Annotated in this window: 7 protein-coding genes; 4 read left to right on the forward strand and 3 right to left on the reverse strand. The window is 64.0% G+C overall.

Going from position 1 to position 15,931, the window contains the following annotated elements; genetic code table 11:
- Positions 1-37: 37 nt before the first annotated feature.
- The 3 genes from ABZT47_RS10140 to ABZT47_RS10150 are packed head-to-tail and all read right to left on the reverse strand — an operon-like array spanning position 38 to position 3,875.
- A complete protein-coding gene (locus ABZT47_RS10140; RefSeq protein WP_354838308.1) occupies positions 38-856 on the reverse strand; it encodes a DUF6339 family protein in 819 nt (272 codons plus the stop codon).
- Positions 853-1,785: a hypothetical protein gene (locus ABZT47_RS10145; protein ID WP_354838311.1), complete on the reverse strand. Its 933-nt coding sequence runs from the start codon at positions 1,783-1,785 to the stop codon at positions 853-855. The genes ABZT47_RS10140 and ABZT47_RS10145 overlap by 4 nt, the downstream gene beginning before the upstream one ends.
- Positions 1,782-3,875: a helix-turn-helix transcriptional regulator gene (locus ABZT47_RS10150; protein WP_354838314.1), complete on the reverse strand. Its 2,094-nt coding sequence runs from the start codon at positions 3,873-3,875 to the stop codon at positions 1,782-1,784. Before ABZT47_RS10150 ends, ABZT47_RS10145 begins: the two co-directional genes overlap by 4 nt.
- A gap of 405 nt (positions 3,876-4,280) precedes the next feature.
- Between ABZT47_RS10150 and ABZT47_RS10155 the strand changes: the two genes are divergently transcribed.
- Genes ABZT47_RS10155 through ABZT47_RS10170 form a run of 4 tightly spaced genes read left to right on the forward strand, consistent with a single transcriptional unit; the run spans position 4,281 to position 15,922 of the window.
- Entirely contained in the window at positions 4,281-8,966 is a 4,686-nt protein-coding gene (locus tag ABZT47_RS10155; protein WP_354838317.1) for a DEAD/DEAH box helicase, read from the forward strand.
- The gene (locus ABZT47_RS10160) at positions 8,963-10,867 is read left to right on the forward strand and encodes an ATP-dependent helicase (protein ID WP_354838320.1); all 1,905 of its coding nucleotides are present in this window, start codon (positions 8,963-8,965) and stop codon (positions 10,865-10,867) included. The genes ABZT47_RS10155 and ABZT47_RS10160 overlap by 4 nt, the downstream gene beginning before the upstream one ends.
- Entirely contained in the window at positions 10,851-14,045 is a 3,195-nt protein-coding gene (locus ABZT47_RS10165; protein WP_354838322.1) for a helicase-related protein, read from the forward strand. Before ABZT47_RS10160 ends, ABZT47_RS10165 begins: the two co-directional genes overlap by 17 nt.
- The gene (locus ABZT47_RS10170; protein ID WP_354838325.1) at positions 14,042-15,922 is read left to right on the forward strand and encodes a DUF1998 domain-containing protein; all 1,881 of its coding nucleotides are present in this window, start codon (positions 14,042-14,044) and stop codon (positions 15,920-15,922) included. Before ABZT47_RS10165 ends, ABZT47_RS10170 begins: the two co-directional genes overlap by 4 nt.
- The last annotated feature ends 9 nt before the right edge of the window (positions 15,923-15,931 follow it).

The raw sequence follows: 15,931 nt of genomic DNA on the forward strand, positions 1-15,931 counted from the left end.
TGGTCCTGGAGTGCGCATGAATGAATTAACTAACTCGCTAGGTCTCTTGCGCTGGGCTTTCGGTGAAAAGTTTCTTGAACAGGGTGGCCAGATAGTCAACGGAGGTGGGCCGTGCCCGTCCATCCGGAGGCCCGGTCGGCAACGAGTCGTACGGGACGAGCACACTCGTCAGTTCTTCGATCCAATCGCGGTAGGCGTCCGCATCGCGGGGGTCGTCCGGTGCGAGCGCTTCGTAGGACAGTGTGCTACCCGCAGTGTTCACCACTTGAGCCAATAGGTTCACCTGTCGCCCGGTACGGATCACCCCGGTGCCGAGCAGTCGAATGATCGCTTGGGCGGTCGGCCGATGGAGGATGACGTCCAACCTCAACACCGTGTTCAACACGTCCTGGTTGCCGCAGGCCAGGACGACCGGTTTGTAATCCGGTCCATCTCGGAACAGTTCCGCCGCCCACCACAGTCGGGCGAACGCCTGAGAATGGAATGGTCCGATGAGCCGGGTACGGGCCACACTGGCAGGATTTCCACGGCTCAGGTGCCGCCAGTAGACGTAATCGGGTGCCATCCTGACGGCCAGGTGGTTCCATATTCGAGGGTCGGAGGCCTCACGACGGGTCAGGCGCAACGTGGCATGCAGGATCGGAGCCAGCCAAGCGTCTGCTGAGGTGCGCTCCGCAGGTGTGAAGCGTTTCATCGCCTCGTCGAAGAGCTGTCGTACCGGCTCGGCCTCCCAGTGTGTCGGCTCCGACACCTGGTCGATCGCGGCTAACGGTAGCGGTTCGCTGTTCTCCAGCACACCGGCGGTAAGGAACCTTGCGGCGGCCTCTTCGGACAGCAGACCCAGCGTCGTATTCACTCGTCGTCCAGCCCGGTGTTCTGTAGTGATCGAATGAAGCTCCCCAGGCTTCGCGGCATCCGAGCCTGTTTCGCCGCCGCGTGCAACACCCGAGTCTGGATCCCGCCGACGCCACGGTTCACGATCTCACGGAGAGCGTCGTCCGGCGAGTGCTGAGGGAACAGGTCAGGAAGCATGCGACGCAGCACCTGACCGCGCCACCCGTCAGGCCATTCATGGCCCTCGACATGGTGAGCGGCTTCATTGAACAGCGTGGCCCACATGTCCACCGCGATCTGCGCCCCCAAGGCTTCACGCATGGGCCGGTCTGCGGCTTTGATGCTTTCGAGTATGCCGCGCAATCCGTCGAATGCGCTGTTGAGGTTGAGCGTGGCCGCCTCGTCGGTAGTGGTCACCGCCCAGGGGTCGGTCTTACACCAGACCAGCTCCGGATCGTCGGTGAAGTTCACCCACCGGGTCTGGACGGAGTCGCGCCGTGTCGCTACTCGAGCCCGTAGGTCGACGATCCAAGGCTGGTCGACGGTCGCGATCACACGACCCGGCACATCCTCCACCGTCGCGACGAGCCGGCCGGAGATCTGTACCCGATCGAAGTGGTCGTCACGATGGAGCTCCACATCACCGGTCCACTGGCCCGGCTGCCCCATCATGAGCTTCACCGCCGAATGAGTGTTGGTTCGCCGCTCCGACGATGTGGCCAGGAAGGCGAGGCTGTACCAGGGGCCGGTGTCCAGCTCATGTCGCGGCGCCTGCACGTCGAGCGCTAGGCGTACGACACTCCAGTCCTCCCGATCGAGCAGATGCAGCGCAATCGTGTGGTCTTGTTCGGAGACGATGCCGTACGACAACGCCACATCATCGAGCCTGACCTCGCGCACGGTCATGGTGACCTCGCCGGCCAACACCGGGTAAGGCGTGATCTGCTTCATCGGCCGCCGTCCTTGGCCTGTACCAAGTCGACCTCGGCGATCGCCATTCGTCCGGCAACGGGATGGCTCGCCACATCGCTCACTCCCATGAACACCGCAGACCGCTTCTGGGCGGCGCACAGCAGCACGTCGCCGCTGACCTCGCAGTTCGATTCGGCGGACAGCTCGGCCCAACGCGCCTCGGGCTTGGGACCGGAACGTGTCGCGAATCGGAGCAAAGGACGAAGCACCCAGGGGTCTTCTCTCTCGGGCAGCCTGATCTCGACCCTGATCCGCCACGCGCCCTCCTCGTCGACCGTACCGGTCGCGCTTTTGACGGTCGGATAAGCCTTGACGCGGGGCGACGGCGTGGGATCCAGACCGGTCAGATCCCGCAGGATGGAGGGGGCACCCTCCCCCTGGAGGGGTTCGGCGGGTTTCACGGTGGCCCGGACCATGCTGAAAATCGTTCTTCGGAACTCCTTCAACCTGGTTGTTGCACCCCGTGCGTAGGTCGAGGTCAAGTCTTCGGTGGGTTTCCAGTCGTTGTGCTCCGGAGGCTCGGCTGCCCGCAGAAACGCCTCCGCGGCCTCGTCTGTAGGAAGCTCGGCACCCGTGGCGATCCCAGCGAGGAGCACGGCCTGGAACTGCATCGAACCGAGCGGTACAGCGGTGACCGGTCGATCCAACACGGTCATCCTGGTGCCGCGCATGCCGACGAGGCGATTGGGCTTCTGGTCGCCCTCAGTCGCTGGGGTCACCAGAAGCACCGCCCGATGTTCGATCGGACGGGCATCGGTTTCTGTCTTGCGCGGTGGCACGGTCATTGGAAGGGATAGCTCGACGACGTCATCGGCCTTGGTTAACCGCGACACCGTGGTCCGATCGAAGAACGCTCGTACGGCGCGTGCCCGGGCGGGCTGGTAGCGATATGGATCCACCCGTTCCTCGGCGACGACCACCTGCCCATCGCGCAACGCCTCCACCGAGGCCTCCAACATCGGGGCCCGACCGTGTCCGGCGACCATGGAGGCCCAGAAGTCAGAAGCCAGGCCGCGGACCAGGACGGTGTGCATCTCTTCGAGAGTGTTCGCCTCGCCCGAGGGGTCGTGTGCGCCGACGATCAGGAAGCTCGTGCCTGGGTCGACGCTGCCTCGCTGCAGGTATAGCTCCTCGACGGTGCGTTCACCGGCCCACCAGGACCGTGCCGCCGCTTCTCGGATGGGGTCTCGGCTGCCGAGCCAGGCCGGTCCCGCGTATTGCACTCCGTTCAGCTCATGCCAAGGCAGATCGATACGACCGATCAGGCGACGCTCGTGAAGCTCCTCGTACGGTTCAGAGAGGGTGCTGTTCAGGATGACCATTCCGAATCGGCTGGCTCCCCACATCGTGGCCTTGCCGAGACCGAACGACCCGCCGGCAGTCCCCCTTTTGTGGCTGTCCAGCTGTCTGCGGACGACTGCCGCGAACCGGCCGTCGTCATATTCCGGGCCGGTGAGACCGTTGGCGTTGTAGTCGTCAATGCGGAGCAGGAGCAGCTTGCCGGTCTCCCGGAGCTCACGCAGTCCGTCGGCCAGCACGCGGCCGACCTTCTGCTTGGGATCGCCGGCCGCCTCGACATGAGGCGCGAGATCGTCCCAGCGCAGGGCTTCCTGCAGTCGACGCAGGCGTTCACCACTGATCTCGTGCAGAGTGAAGCGGACACGTACAGGGCGCGTCCGGTCCCAGCGTTCGTCCAGGCTGTTCTGTGTCGCCTCTCGGGCGGTGATCGCCAAGGAGGAGTCGAAGGCGAAGGCCGCGGCATTCCCCAACTCCCGGCCACCGTCGGAGTGGGCCAATCGATGGTGCCAGGCGACGTAACCGCTGGATTCGGGAAGCTCGTCACGGGTGACCGAGGAGCCGGCGGCCAAATCGAGAATCTCCTCGATTGCCTGGATCTTGTCGATACGAGGGGTCGCGCGGCCGGTGATCCAGGCTGAGACCGCGGCACGGGTCACGTCCAGGGCGGCGGCCAGGTCGGACTGACTCATGCCCTTGCGTCGTAACTGTCTACCAAGCCAGGTCCCGAAGGCCTCCGGGTCTCGGGTGACGCCGTCACCGTCCTGCGTCATCGCGAGGTTTCTCCAGGTGAGAGGGGGTGTGTTTGACAGCTAAGGCTAGCGTTAAACGCCAGTTGACACCACCTGGTCAGTGTTGTCCCTATGAGAGGTTGGCGATCTGTGCTTAGCAAGGTGGGCATTGATGGCGATATGCGTATTTTGAGCCTCCAAGTCCGGAAAATTGCCCTCTTGTGGATCTGTCGCTTACTGTGCAATCCTGGGTTGGCTACCAAGAGGCAGAGAAGAGAACCTTCCGGCCGACTCATCTCCTTTCTTGACCCATATCAAGCCCTATTTTAGTGTGCTCGGGTAAGAGGGGCATCGACGCGTATCCCTGGCGTCCTGATATGTCCGAATTAGTTTCACGATCGTGCTCAACCCCCTTCAATTGAGTTCCACTGTTGTGAGGCAATTGCTGTGAGCATCGACGAACCTTCCGTTCTCCAGGTCATCCTTGAGCAGACCGCGCGGGTGCTCGAGACCTACGAAATCGATCCCGGTCTGATCCAGGAGCATGTCAACGGTGAGCGTCGTATCAAGGAGGGGGGCTACGGCGAACGTCAGATCTACGAACTCGTCCAGAACGGCGCGGACGAACTGCGGAACGAGCCTGGTGGGGAGATCGCCGTGGTCCTCACAGGCACTCACCTGTACTGCGCCAACCAGGGGACCGCGATCACTCCCGAGGGCGCGGACACCATTCTGCGCATGGGGGTGTCGCGGAAGCGAGGTGGCCAGATCGGTCGGTTCGGTGTCGGAGTCAAGTCCGTCCTCAGCGTGACGGATGTCCCCGAGTTCTTCAGCAAGGAGGACGAGAAGAGCTTCGGATTCGACCGGGAGTGGGCCGAACTGGAGATCAAGCGGGTCCAACCCGTGGCCACGGAGACGCCCGTACTCAGGATCGCCCGTCCGCTCGACCGGGATCGGGCCGCTGCCTCTGACCCGATCCTCAAGGAACTCCTCTCCTGGGCGACAACGGTCGTGCGACTGCCGCTCAAGCCCGCCGCCGTGCCCCGACTGGCCAAGGACATCGACGACTTCCCTGCGGAATTCTCCCTGTTCTCACCGCATGTGGGAACGGTAACCCTGGAGAAGCGGCTGTCCGGACGGATCTCCAGGCGACAGATCTTCCAGCAGGTCGACGGCGACCGTCGCACCTTGCAGAAGATCCTGTCCGTCGATGGCAAGGATGAGAGGGAGGAGACCGAGGAGTGGCGAGTCTTCACCAGCGTTCATCGTCCCTCGGGCGAGGCCTTGGAGGATGCCGGTGAGCTTCACGACCGCCCCGAGATCGATCTTGCCTGGGCTGTACCCGACGTTGCGGGTCGTGCGCAGGGAAGGGGGCGGTTCTGGGCCTACTTCCCGACCCACTACACGACCACCCTTCGAGGGATCATCAACGCTCCCTGGAAGACCAGCGAAGACCGAGGGAACCTCTACGCCAACAACCGCTTCAACAGTGATCTGATCATCCAGGCCGCCGAATTGGTGGTCGCATCCTTCCCGGCACTGGCGCGGTCGGGTGACCCGGCGGCCTATCTGGACTTCGTGCCCGCCCGAGGGCGCGAAGAGCCGCAGTGGGCGGCAGAGGACTTGGTGGAGAGCATCTGGAAGATCGCTCCTGATCGACCGGTCTTTCCTGACCAGAATGGACACTTCGCTACACCGTCCGAGGTGCGCATGCACCCTGCCGACCTGCGTCCGGAATGGCTTCAGTGGTGGGGGGAGCACTCCGGCCGGCCGGCCGGCTGGGTCCACCACTCAGTGGAGAAGGCGAAGCACAGGCGAGACGGGGCCAATCTGATCCTGTCCCATTCCAAGACTCCCGTCGCCACGGCCAAGGAGTGGCTCGAGGCGCTTGTCTCCGACGGGTCCCCGGAGGGGTCGGCCCGTGCGGTGCTCATCGCGGCGGACATGCTGCGGTACAAGCATCCGCAGGCCGAGGATGCCGTGCGGGCCAAGATCGTTCTCACCGAGAATCTGGGGATGGTCGCACCGTCCACGAGGGTCTTCAGGCGGTCAGGGGCCGACGGCCTGGCGGACAACACGGTTTATGTGGACGAGCGCGTTTACACGGGCAACGACGTCATCGCTCGCGCGCTGGACTCCCTTGGCATCCATGAGGCCGACCACGTGGGCCGGTTCGCATCCGTCGTGCAGCGCGGGTTTTACGGCTACGCCTCCCGAGATTGGGGTGCGTTCTGGGAGCTCGCTCGGTTGGCGGGTCCTGCTGGCGTCCGGGCGGCGTTTCAGGGGCGGGGCATCAACACGGCCAAGGAACTCAAGGTCAAGACCCTGACGGGTGAGTTCCGGCGGATCAAGGACTGTCTGATTCCCGGGCGTCTCGTTCCCGGTGACGGTTCCCGGGACGAACAACTCGCTGTGGACATGAACTTCCATCGGGAGGACCGGGGGTTACTGGCCGACCTTGGGCTGCTCGAGGGCCCGATCCTCAATGTGGACCCCGAGGGAGACAAGTGGTTCGAGGAGTACAAGGAATCCTGCTGGGAGCAGTATCTGTCGACGCTTCCGGCTAATGAGCCTCGTCCCAGCCTGGCCAAGATGCACTTCGAAGGAACGAATCCGCCTGGCCCGCTGCACTTGTTCACCGCCCTCTCCCCAGAGGGTCGTGCTGCCTTTCTCGGTGCCATCCCGGCGGGTGGGGCGGTCGCGAAGTGGACCATGCAGCCTGGTAACAAGGGGGTGGCGGGCCGGAAGAACATCGCGTCACCGCTTCGATGGCTCGCGCGCAAACATGGCTATCTGCAGACCTCCCAGGGCCTGCGAAGGGTCGCACGCTGCGTTGCGCCTGACCTGGCCGCTCACAAGGACGTTCTTCCGGTGGCCGACGTGTCGCCTGGCGTCGCCTCGATGTTGGGGCTGCCGCACACGGTTGACGAGATGCAGGGGTCGCTCTGGAGTGAACTTCTCCAAGCGGCGTCCTCGTCGACCGATGACGCCTTCCCCGGGAAGGTGTACGCCTTGATGTTCCAGGTCGAATACGAGTTTCCCGAGGGCGCCACGACGCGATGCCGGGTCGGCCACGAGTGGCGTAGCGATGTCGAGGACAAAGACATCGCCGTCACCGCGATGCGATCCGAATACGACGCACTCGTACGTGAGAGAGTGCCGGCACTTCTCGTCCCGACGGATTCGCTCGCGGAGACGATGCGAGAAGCATGGGGGATGCTCGCGCCTGCCGACGCGATCCAGAAGGAGATCAGGTATGTCGGGCAGGCGGAAGCCATGCCCCTTCTTGAAGAGTTCCCTTACCTGAAGACCGTGCGACGGTCACAGGTCGACGGATGGGCCACCGTACGGTGCGAGGAACTGGAAGAGGTCATCAGGACCCCCAACGGCATGCGCACCGAGCCCATCCCCGCCGCGGCGATGCCACAGGAGCGTAAGGTCCTCGTCCGGATGCCGGCAGATGATCTGCAGGTGCTCAATGCGGTGGACCGGGTGTTGAAGCTCGCTCTCGGTCCGGCGAATTGCAAGAGCATTCTCGAGCGGCGTGAGCTGGAACGTAACAACGAGCGCATCCAACGCATACGCCAGACCGAGAGCCTGGCTGAAAAGCTGCTGATGCTCGTGGGAGCAGAGGCTCTGAAAAAGGGACTCCCCGAAGGGCTGCTCGAAAGTGACCGGGCGAACAAGGGCGATCCTCAGGATCGTCGCATCGCCGAGCTCGCGCATAACGCCTGCGGGGCCGAGGTCCTTCGGCATTACCGCAAGGACATCGAGGTGCAGTTCCCCCAGCTCGCCGCCGGCTTCCGCGGCGACGCCACGTCGGTACGCATCGTCAACGACCTCGGCTTCCCCGGAGAGTACGCGGGAAGTAGAGGGGAGACGTTGCCTCCGGTGGAGAAGGTCTACGGACCCACCGCCTTTCCACGACTCCACGACTACCAGGAGAGGCTGGCGCGGAAAGCGGTCGAACTGCTGACCAAATACGACGCGCCGCGTGCCATGCTCTGCCTGCCGACCGGCGCAGGTAAGACCCGTGTGGCAGCCGAAGCGGTCATTCGCGTGATCAGGGAACGTGGTCTTGGTGGCAGGCCGGTGCTCTGGATCGCTCAGAGCGAAGAACTCTGTGAGCAGGCGGTCCAGAGTTGGTCCTTCGTGTGGTCCAAGGTCGGGCCGGGCGAGCTTTTGGTGATCAACCGACTGTGGTCGAGCCGCGAGGCCGCTCACAGCAGGGACAGTGCCCAACTCGTCGTCGCCACCGACGCGAAGCTGGAGGCCTGTCTGGAGAAGCCGGAGTACGCCTGGCTTCGTGACCCGGCACTTGTGATCGTCGACGAGGCGCATGCCTCGATCACGCCGCGATACACCCGGCTTCTCACGTCGATGGGCCTGACGTTCAGGGAGACCTCCCGTCCCCTGCTCGGCCTGACAGCGACGCCTTACCGGGGCTTCAACGAGACCGAGACCAACCGCCTGGTCGAGCGCTACGGAGGGAACCGTCTGGATGAGGGAATCTTCGATAGCGGAGATCCGTACGCCGAGCTGCAGGACCTGGGCGTTCTTGCGCGGGTGGACCACCGGCAGCTCGAGGGCATCACGCTCACGCTCTCGCCGGAAGACCTCAGGCAGGCGACCGCTTTCGAGGGCGCGAGATTGCCCGCTTCCGTGGAAGAGAAGCTGGGACGCGACATCGACCGCAACCAGACGATTATCGGCGAAATCCAGGCGCTGCCTGCGGACAGTCCCATCCTTCTCTTCGCCACCTCGGTCAATCACGCCAAGCTCATGGCCGCTCAACTCAATGATCTGGGCATCAGGTCCGCTGCCATCGACTCCGGCACTCCGGATGCCGAGCGGCGATCGCTTATAGAGAAGTTCCGTCTCAAGCAGATTCGGGTGTTGACCAATTACGGCGTGCTCGCGCAGGGCTTCGACGCCCCGGCCACAGAGGTGGTCATCGTGTCCCGGCCCACCTACAGCCCGAACGTGTACCAGCAGATGATCGGTCGCGGCCTCCGTGGCCCGAAGAACGGCGGCAAGGAGACCTGTCTGATCCTCGACGTGGCCGACAACATCAGCAACTACGACCGCCAGTTGGCCTTCACCCAGTTCGAGTACCTCTGGAGCAAGAAGTGAGCGATGCCTACGAGGGCACCCCTCCGCTCACGGCTGAGCAGCGGGCTGTCGTCGATCAGCCTGCCGATGCCCTGATCCTGGTCACCGCACAGGCCGGCGCGGGCAAGACGCACACTCTCGTACGTCGGCTCGACCGACTGGTGGCCGAAGACGGGCTCAGCGCGGGGGAGATCCTCGTGCTCACCTTCTCACGGGCCGCTGTGCGGGAACTCAGGAATCGCCTCGCTCGGTACGGCGAGACGGCGAGGAACGTGCGGGTGCAGACCTTCGACTCCTGGGCGCTGGATCTGTTGACGCAGGTGGACGCCCAAGGCAACTGGGCTGAGAAGTCGTTCGACGCCCGGATCGAGGGCGCACGTAAGGCGATCGACGAGTGCCTCGCCGACGAGCTGTACGAGCATGACCTGCATCACGTGGTGATCGACGAGGTCCAGGATCTAGTAGGGCATCGACGGGACCTGGTGGAGGCCCTGCTGGATCGGTTCGATTGTGGATTCACGGTGGTCGGTGACCCTGCTCAGTCGATCTACGGCTTCACGATCAAAGGCGACGCAGAGCGCAAGGGCGAGACCAACAGATTCTTCGAATGGCTCCGGGGCACCTTCGGCGAGGAACTGACCGAGCTGAGCCTTACCGACAACTTCCGAGCCCGCACCCGCGATGCCAAGGTGGCGCTCGACTTCGGGCCGCGGCTTCGAGCGCTCTCTGAGTCCGGCAACGACGATGGCGGGACCCTCTACGACGAACTTCGAAAGGTCCTGACCGGTCTCATGGACTTTGGAGCGTTCGACGGGCTCACCGCCGACGCGCTCACCGCTTACGACGGCACGACCGCGGTTCTCTGTCGGACCAATGGGCAGGCGCTGGTGGTCTCGGAACGGCTACGGGCGATCGGCGTTCCGCATCGACTCCAGCGCTCCGCGCGCGACCGGGCGGCTCCAGCTTGGATCGGTCTCCTCATGTCCCGCTGCGATGCTTCGACACTGCACCGTGACCGGTTCGAGAAGCTGATCGGCGATCTGCCCGCGGGCGCCGGCGGGAACGCGGAAGCTTTGTGGCGGCTGCTGCAGCGGACGGGGTCCGGCCGCGGCTCCGACCGTGTCCTCGACCTGTCTCGACTCCGCGCGGCATTGGCCGCCGGGAGATTGCCCGATGAACTGACCGCCCAGCCTGCCGCACGACTCGTGGTCTCGTCCTTCCACCGTGCGAAAGGGCTGGAGTTCGACCGGGTACTCGTGGTCGATCCGGGCTCGTTGCGGCCAGCCACGACCAACAAGCGGAAGGACGTCGAAAAGGACGCGGCCGAAGAGGCTCGGCTTCTCTACGTGGCCATGACCAGACCACGAGACGAGCTGTACCGGTTGTCCGCTATCGACATGCGTAACATCCGAATCGACGGCGGGACCGAGCGTTGGGCGCGCTTCTGGTACCAGCACTGGAGGCGTGACGGCCTTGAATTGCAGGCTGGAGACGTCGCCACCGAATACCCAGCCGGCACGGTCGACTTCGAAGCGGTGGCCACGGATGTTCAGCACTATCTGGCGACGGCTGTGCAGCCCGGGGACGCGGTCGAATTGGAACGCCTCTACCCGAACCCGATCGGCCTGCTGCAGAGCCCGCCGTATCTGATCAAGCATCAGGGGCGGCCGATCGGCACCGCCTCGGAGAACTTTCGTAGGACCATATACAGATTCCTGAAGTTGGGTCCGACTTTCACTCCGTATGCCTTCCCCGCCGTGATCTCTGGGGTCTGCATCGACACCGTAGAGACCGTCGCCGGTGACGAGGCCGCCGGCATCCGTGCCGGACTGGATCGACATGGTGTCTGGCTGGCTCCGCGCCTGGTCGGTCTGTCCAGCTTCACCTGGGACAAGAAGGAACCCGATGTCCAAGCACAGTGAGCACTATGCCTTCCGGGCCGACCTGGTCGAACGTCTTCGCTTAGACATGATCGGGCCGGTCGGTGGATCGGACGAAATACTCAAGGACTCGCCTGTCACGACGTACGCCGCCGGAATTCTGTACCCGCGGCGTCGTGACGTCGCAGAGGTGGTCGAGGAAGCCCGCGAACGTGACCACGATCCCTCTCCGGAGGTCAGGGACGACCCGCCTGACACCGGAGTGTCACTGGCGAACGACCAGGCGCCGTCCTCGATGGGATTGACCTTCGGGGTGGATCCGAACCTCTCTCCCACCCTCACGGTGACGATCACGGCCGCGGTCTATGAACCGATCGACAGCGCAGGGCGGCCTGTCAAGGCTCAGCGTGCCGAGCGCCGTGCCACCGAAGAGCAGGAACTGCGGTGGCGCCGGCGGGAGTTGGACCTTGCCCCCTGTGAGATAGACCTGGGGAACCCCGATCCGCACCCTAAGCCCCTTGCATCGGGTGTAGAACTGCGCGTACGGGTACGCCCACCGAAGGACGGGGCCGTCTCCATCACTGTCGCGCTCGTGAACGTGAACGAGACCGAGAGGTTCGATATCCGCGACGCCTATTGCCTGTACCAGCCGAAGATTCATGTGAGGGGCGTCGAAGGCACGAAGCCGTTCGTTGAGCGGCCGGTCCCGGCTGGCGGAGACGAAGAGGAGATCAAGACAAACCGGCTCCTCTACCGTTACGCACCCAACTTCGCTGTCGGGCACGGATGCGCGGCCGACTGGCACTGGACGCCGCCCCCTCCCCGAGACGAGGCATTGCTCAAGGGTGCACCGGCTGCGGTGGAGGCGATCTGGAGCGAGTTCGTACCGACGAAGGAGGTCCTGCTCACCGACTCCAACCCAGAGATCGACGACTCGGCACTGCGCATGATCGAGCTGAAACGCAAGTCCGATGACGAGATCCTGGCCGGGCTCCGTGGCTTGGTGAGCGGCTATCGGGCATGGATCGCCGAGCGGGCCGAGGAGTCGAGGCTGCTTGGGAACACCGACTACGCCGATGCGGCAAGGGAGCAGATCCGGCGCTGTGAGGTGGCCTGCGATCGGATGGATTCGGGCATCGAGACGCTCCGGCGTGAGCCGAAGGCCATGACCGCCTTCCGGTATGCCAACGAGGCGATGGCGGTCCAGCGGGCCCGGACCAGTTGGATCAAGAAGCAAAGGAAGGGCGAGCCGGATGTGGAGATGGGCAAGTGGCGCCCGTTCCAGATCGCCTTCCTGTTGCTCTGCGTGGACGGGATCGTCGATCCCGAGCACGACGATCGGGGTTTCGCGGACCTGCTCTGGTTTCCTACCGGCGGCGGTAAGACCGAGGCGTATCTCGGGATCATTGCGTTCACCGTCTTCCTACGCCGGCTCGCCAAGCGTTCTGAGGGCGGCGGGGTTACGGCGATCATGCGATACACGCTCCGCCTTCTCACGCTTCAGCAGTTCGAGCGGGCGGCTGCGCTGATCTGCGCGATGGAGATCATTCGCGGCCGAAGGCCACAGGAGCTCGGCGAGGAGACCATCTCCATCGGCATGTGGGTCGGTGCAGCGGCCACCCCCAACAGGCTCAAGGACGCAGACGAGAGCCTCAAGAAGCTCCGGGCCGGCCATGAACTGCATACGGAGAACCCGGTCCAACTCCGCTTCTGCCCGTGGTGTGGCACGGCCATGGGGCCGGACGAGTACGAGGTGGACGTCTCCGCCTCCCGGATGCGCATCTTCTGCGCCGATGGGGATTGTGTGTTCCACGACCGGCTTCCGGTCCATGTGGTGGACGAGAAGATATACGCGGTGCGGCCAACGCTGCTGATCGCCACCGTGGACAAGTTCGCGCAGATCGCCTGGCGCTCCGAGGTAGCGGCCCTCTTCAACCGCGATAGGGCTGGCACTGTTCCGCCGGAGCTGATCGTGCAGGACGAACTCCACCTCATTTCGGGGCCCCTGGGAAGCCTCGCCGGCCTTTATGAGACGGCCATCGACGTTGCCGCAGACCGGCCCAAGGTGATCGCCTCGACCGCGACCATCCGCCGCGCCGAGGACCAGGTCAAGCGGCTGTTCAATCGAGAGGTGGCGCAGTTCCCACCAGCTGGCCTGGATGCGCGGGACTCTTGGTTCGCAGTGGAGACTCCGGCCAAAGACAAGGCGTCCCGCCTCTACATGGGGTTGCTGGCGCCTAACACCAGTCAGGCCACCTTGCTCGTCCGCTCGTACGCGGCGCTGCTGCACCATGCGGACCACATCGGCGGCGCTGATTCGATCCGCGATGCCTACTGGACTCTGGTGGGCTACTTCAACAGCCTCCGACTTCTGGCGGCCGCCGAGCTCCAAGTACTTGACGACGTGCAGGACCGACTCAAGCTACTGGCAGATCGTCATGAAACCGAACTCCGGCGGGCCGAGAAGCTCACCGAGTTGACCAGTCGGGTGAAATCAAGTGACATCCCGAAGCGGCTCAAGGACCTGGAGCGCATGCTTCCGGACGAGAGCGTCTTCGACACGGTGCTCGCCACGAACATGATCTCCGTGGGAGTGGACGTGGACCGACTCGGCCTGATGGCCATTATGGGTCAGCCGCAGACCACGGCCGAATACATCCAATCGAGCAGCCGTGTCGGACGTCAGCACCCCGGCCTGGTGGTGATTCTCTACAATGCCAACCGGTCTCGGGACCGTTCGCACTACGAGAGCTTCGTCCCTTACCACTCGGCGCTCTATCGGCAGGTCGAGTCGACCAGCGTCACTCCCTTCTCGCCACGCGCCCGCGATCGGGCACTGCATGCCGTTCTCGTCGGCATGGCACGCCTCATGTACCCCGAGCTTCGGCTAAACGGGGCGGCGGCCGACGTCCTGAAACACGAGAGCCGGATCGAGGCACTGAAGGAACTCATCCTGATCAGAGCGAGGGCGGTTGACGAAGAGGAGTCGGTCGGCGTCGAGAAAGATCTCAACGAGCTCATCAGCCACTGGGGTGACCTTGCGGACGGAAACCCGGACCTCGTCTATGAGGCCAAGCCGCGGTTCAAGCGGAGCGAGATGCGTAATGCCGACGAGGCTCTTCTCTGCACCTTCACTGATACCGATCTCACTGAAGCCCTTCCTACTCTGTGGAGCCTCCGCGATGTCGATGCGGAGTCCGACCTTTACCTGGAGCGATGACGATGCCACTTCGTAGCGGACGAACCCGGCAGGCGGGTCGGAACGGCGAGGCGGCGGTCACCCGCAAGCCACTGGGCGCGGTACGCCGGGCACAGACCATCACTACGTACGGCGTGGGTTCGATGATCGCTGTCGAGGATCAGTCGTACATCGTGAGCGGACTCGACAGTTGGCGGGTATGGCCGTCGGACGTGGTCTACGAGCCCCGGCTTCAGCACTGGCTCCAGGTCGAGAGATTCCAGCTGCCTCCGGCGGACGAGCCGGCATCGGGAGACGGGATCAAAGTGCGACTCTTTCCCGAGACGTACTCCTGTGGCAAATGCAAGAAGCTCCAGGAGTTCAAGAGGTTCGGTTCACCCGCAGGTAAGAGCATCTGCGGCGAGTGCGAGAAGCCGCTGACTCCTTCACGCTTCGTGATCGCCTGCGAGAACGGGCACCTGGATGATTTTCCGTACTTCGAATGGGTTCACAAGAAGTCCGAGCCGGCCAGCGAGGTGAACGGGACGGGCGGGCACAAGCTCACGCTCGAGAGCACCGGCCAGACCGCGTCGCTCCGCTCGGTCGTGGTGAAGTGCTCGTGTGGGGTACGGCCGGCGTCGCTAGAAGGTGCCTTTGGCGGCGGTGCGATGTCCGGCCTGGGAATCAAGTGCAAGGGGCGGCGGCCATGGCTCGGTAGCGACGCACGGGAGCCCGAGTGTAGTGCGACACCTCGTACCCTGCAGCGCGGTGCGTCGGCGGCCTGGTTCGGGATCACTCGATCGGCACTGTCGATCCCGCCTTGGTCGGAAGCGCTCCAGCAGAAGCTCAACCCGCACTACGAATTGCTGGGCGTCCTGTTGGACAATGACCTGCCCGACTTGGTGATCCTCAATGCGATTGAGAAAACCGACATCATGCACGACGGTCGATTCACGAGAGAGGAGGTCCTAGCGGCCGTCCGCCGACGTCGGGAACTGCAGGCTGGCGCCTTGCCTGACTCTGATGAGGCGCCCATATTGGCGTCGGCGAACAAGCTGCGGCATGAAGAATACGATCAACTCTACGATGGCACCGGGAGTGTTGCTCGCGACGCCCAGTTCGAGTGTGTGACTGCCCCTGGCGACGGAAGCGCGCTGCCGTACGGCATAAAGCGATCCATGCTGGTCAAACGACTCCGGGAGGTTCGGGCGCTGGAGTCGTTCACCAGGGTCACCATGCCGGACCCGGCGGGTGGTGATACGCGCCGTGCCGCGATGGCCAACGGCTCGGTGAACTGGCTGCCCGCGATCGAGGTCAGCGGCGAGGGCGTCTTCCTCGCCATCGACGAGCAACGTCTGATCGAGTGGGAGGGACGCCGAGGGCCGGTCGAACGCGCTCAACAGATCTGGCGCAACCACACCGCGATCCTCCGCGAGCGCGCTGAGTGGAGCGGAAGCACGAAGCCGCCCAGTGAGATCAAGTCGCCCGTGACCGCCCGGTATATCCTCTTGCACACTCTGGCTCATGTGCTGATCAACGAGTGGAGCCTGGACTGCGGCTATCCGACCGCGGCGCTCCGCGAAAGGCTCTACGCGGACAAGAACATGGCCGGAGTGCTCATCTACACCGCCACGAGCGACTCCGCCGGCTCTCTTGGTGGGGTGGTCGCCCAAGGTGAGCACCGCAGGCTCCACGAGACCCTGGAGTCGGCGCTGAGTCGCACCGAGTGGTGTTCGCAGGACCCGCCGTGTATGGAGTCCGAGGCAGGTGGAATCGACAGTCTGAACCTGGCGGCGTGCTACGCCTGTGTCCTGCTCCCGGAGACCAGTTGCGAGGCCAACAACGTCTTCCTGGACCGGGCCATGCTGATCGGCACGCCTGAGGATCCGACGACCGGTTTCTTCTATGAGGGTGAATGAGTAACGTGC

Source organism: Sphaerisporangium sp. NPDC005289, assembly GCF_040607455.1.
GTDB lineage: Bacteria > Actinomycetota > Actinomycetes > Streptosporangiales > Streptosporangiaceae > Sphaerisporangium > Sphaerisporangium rhizosphaerae.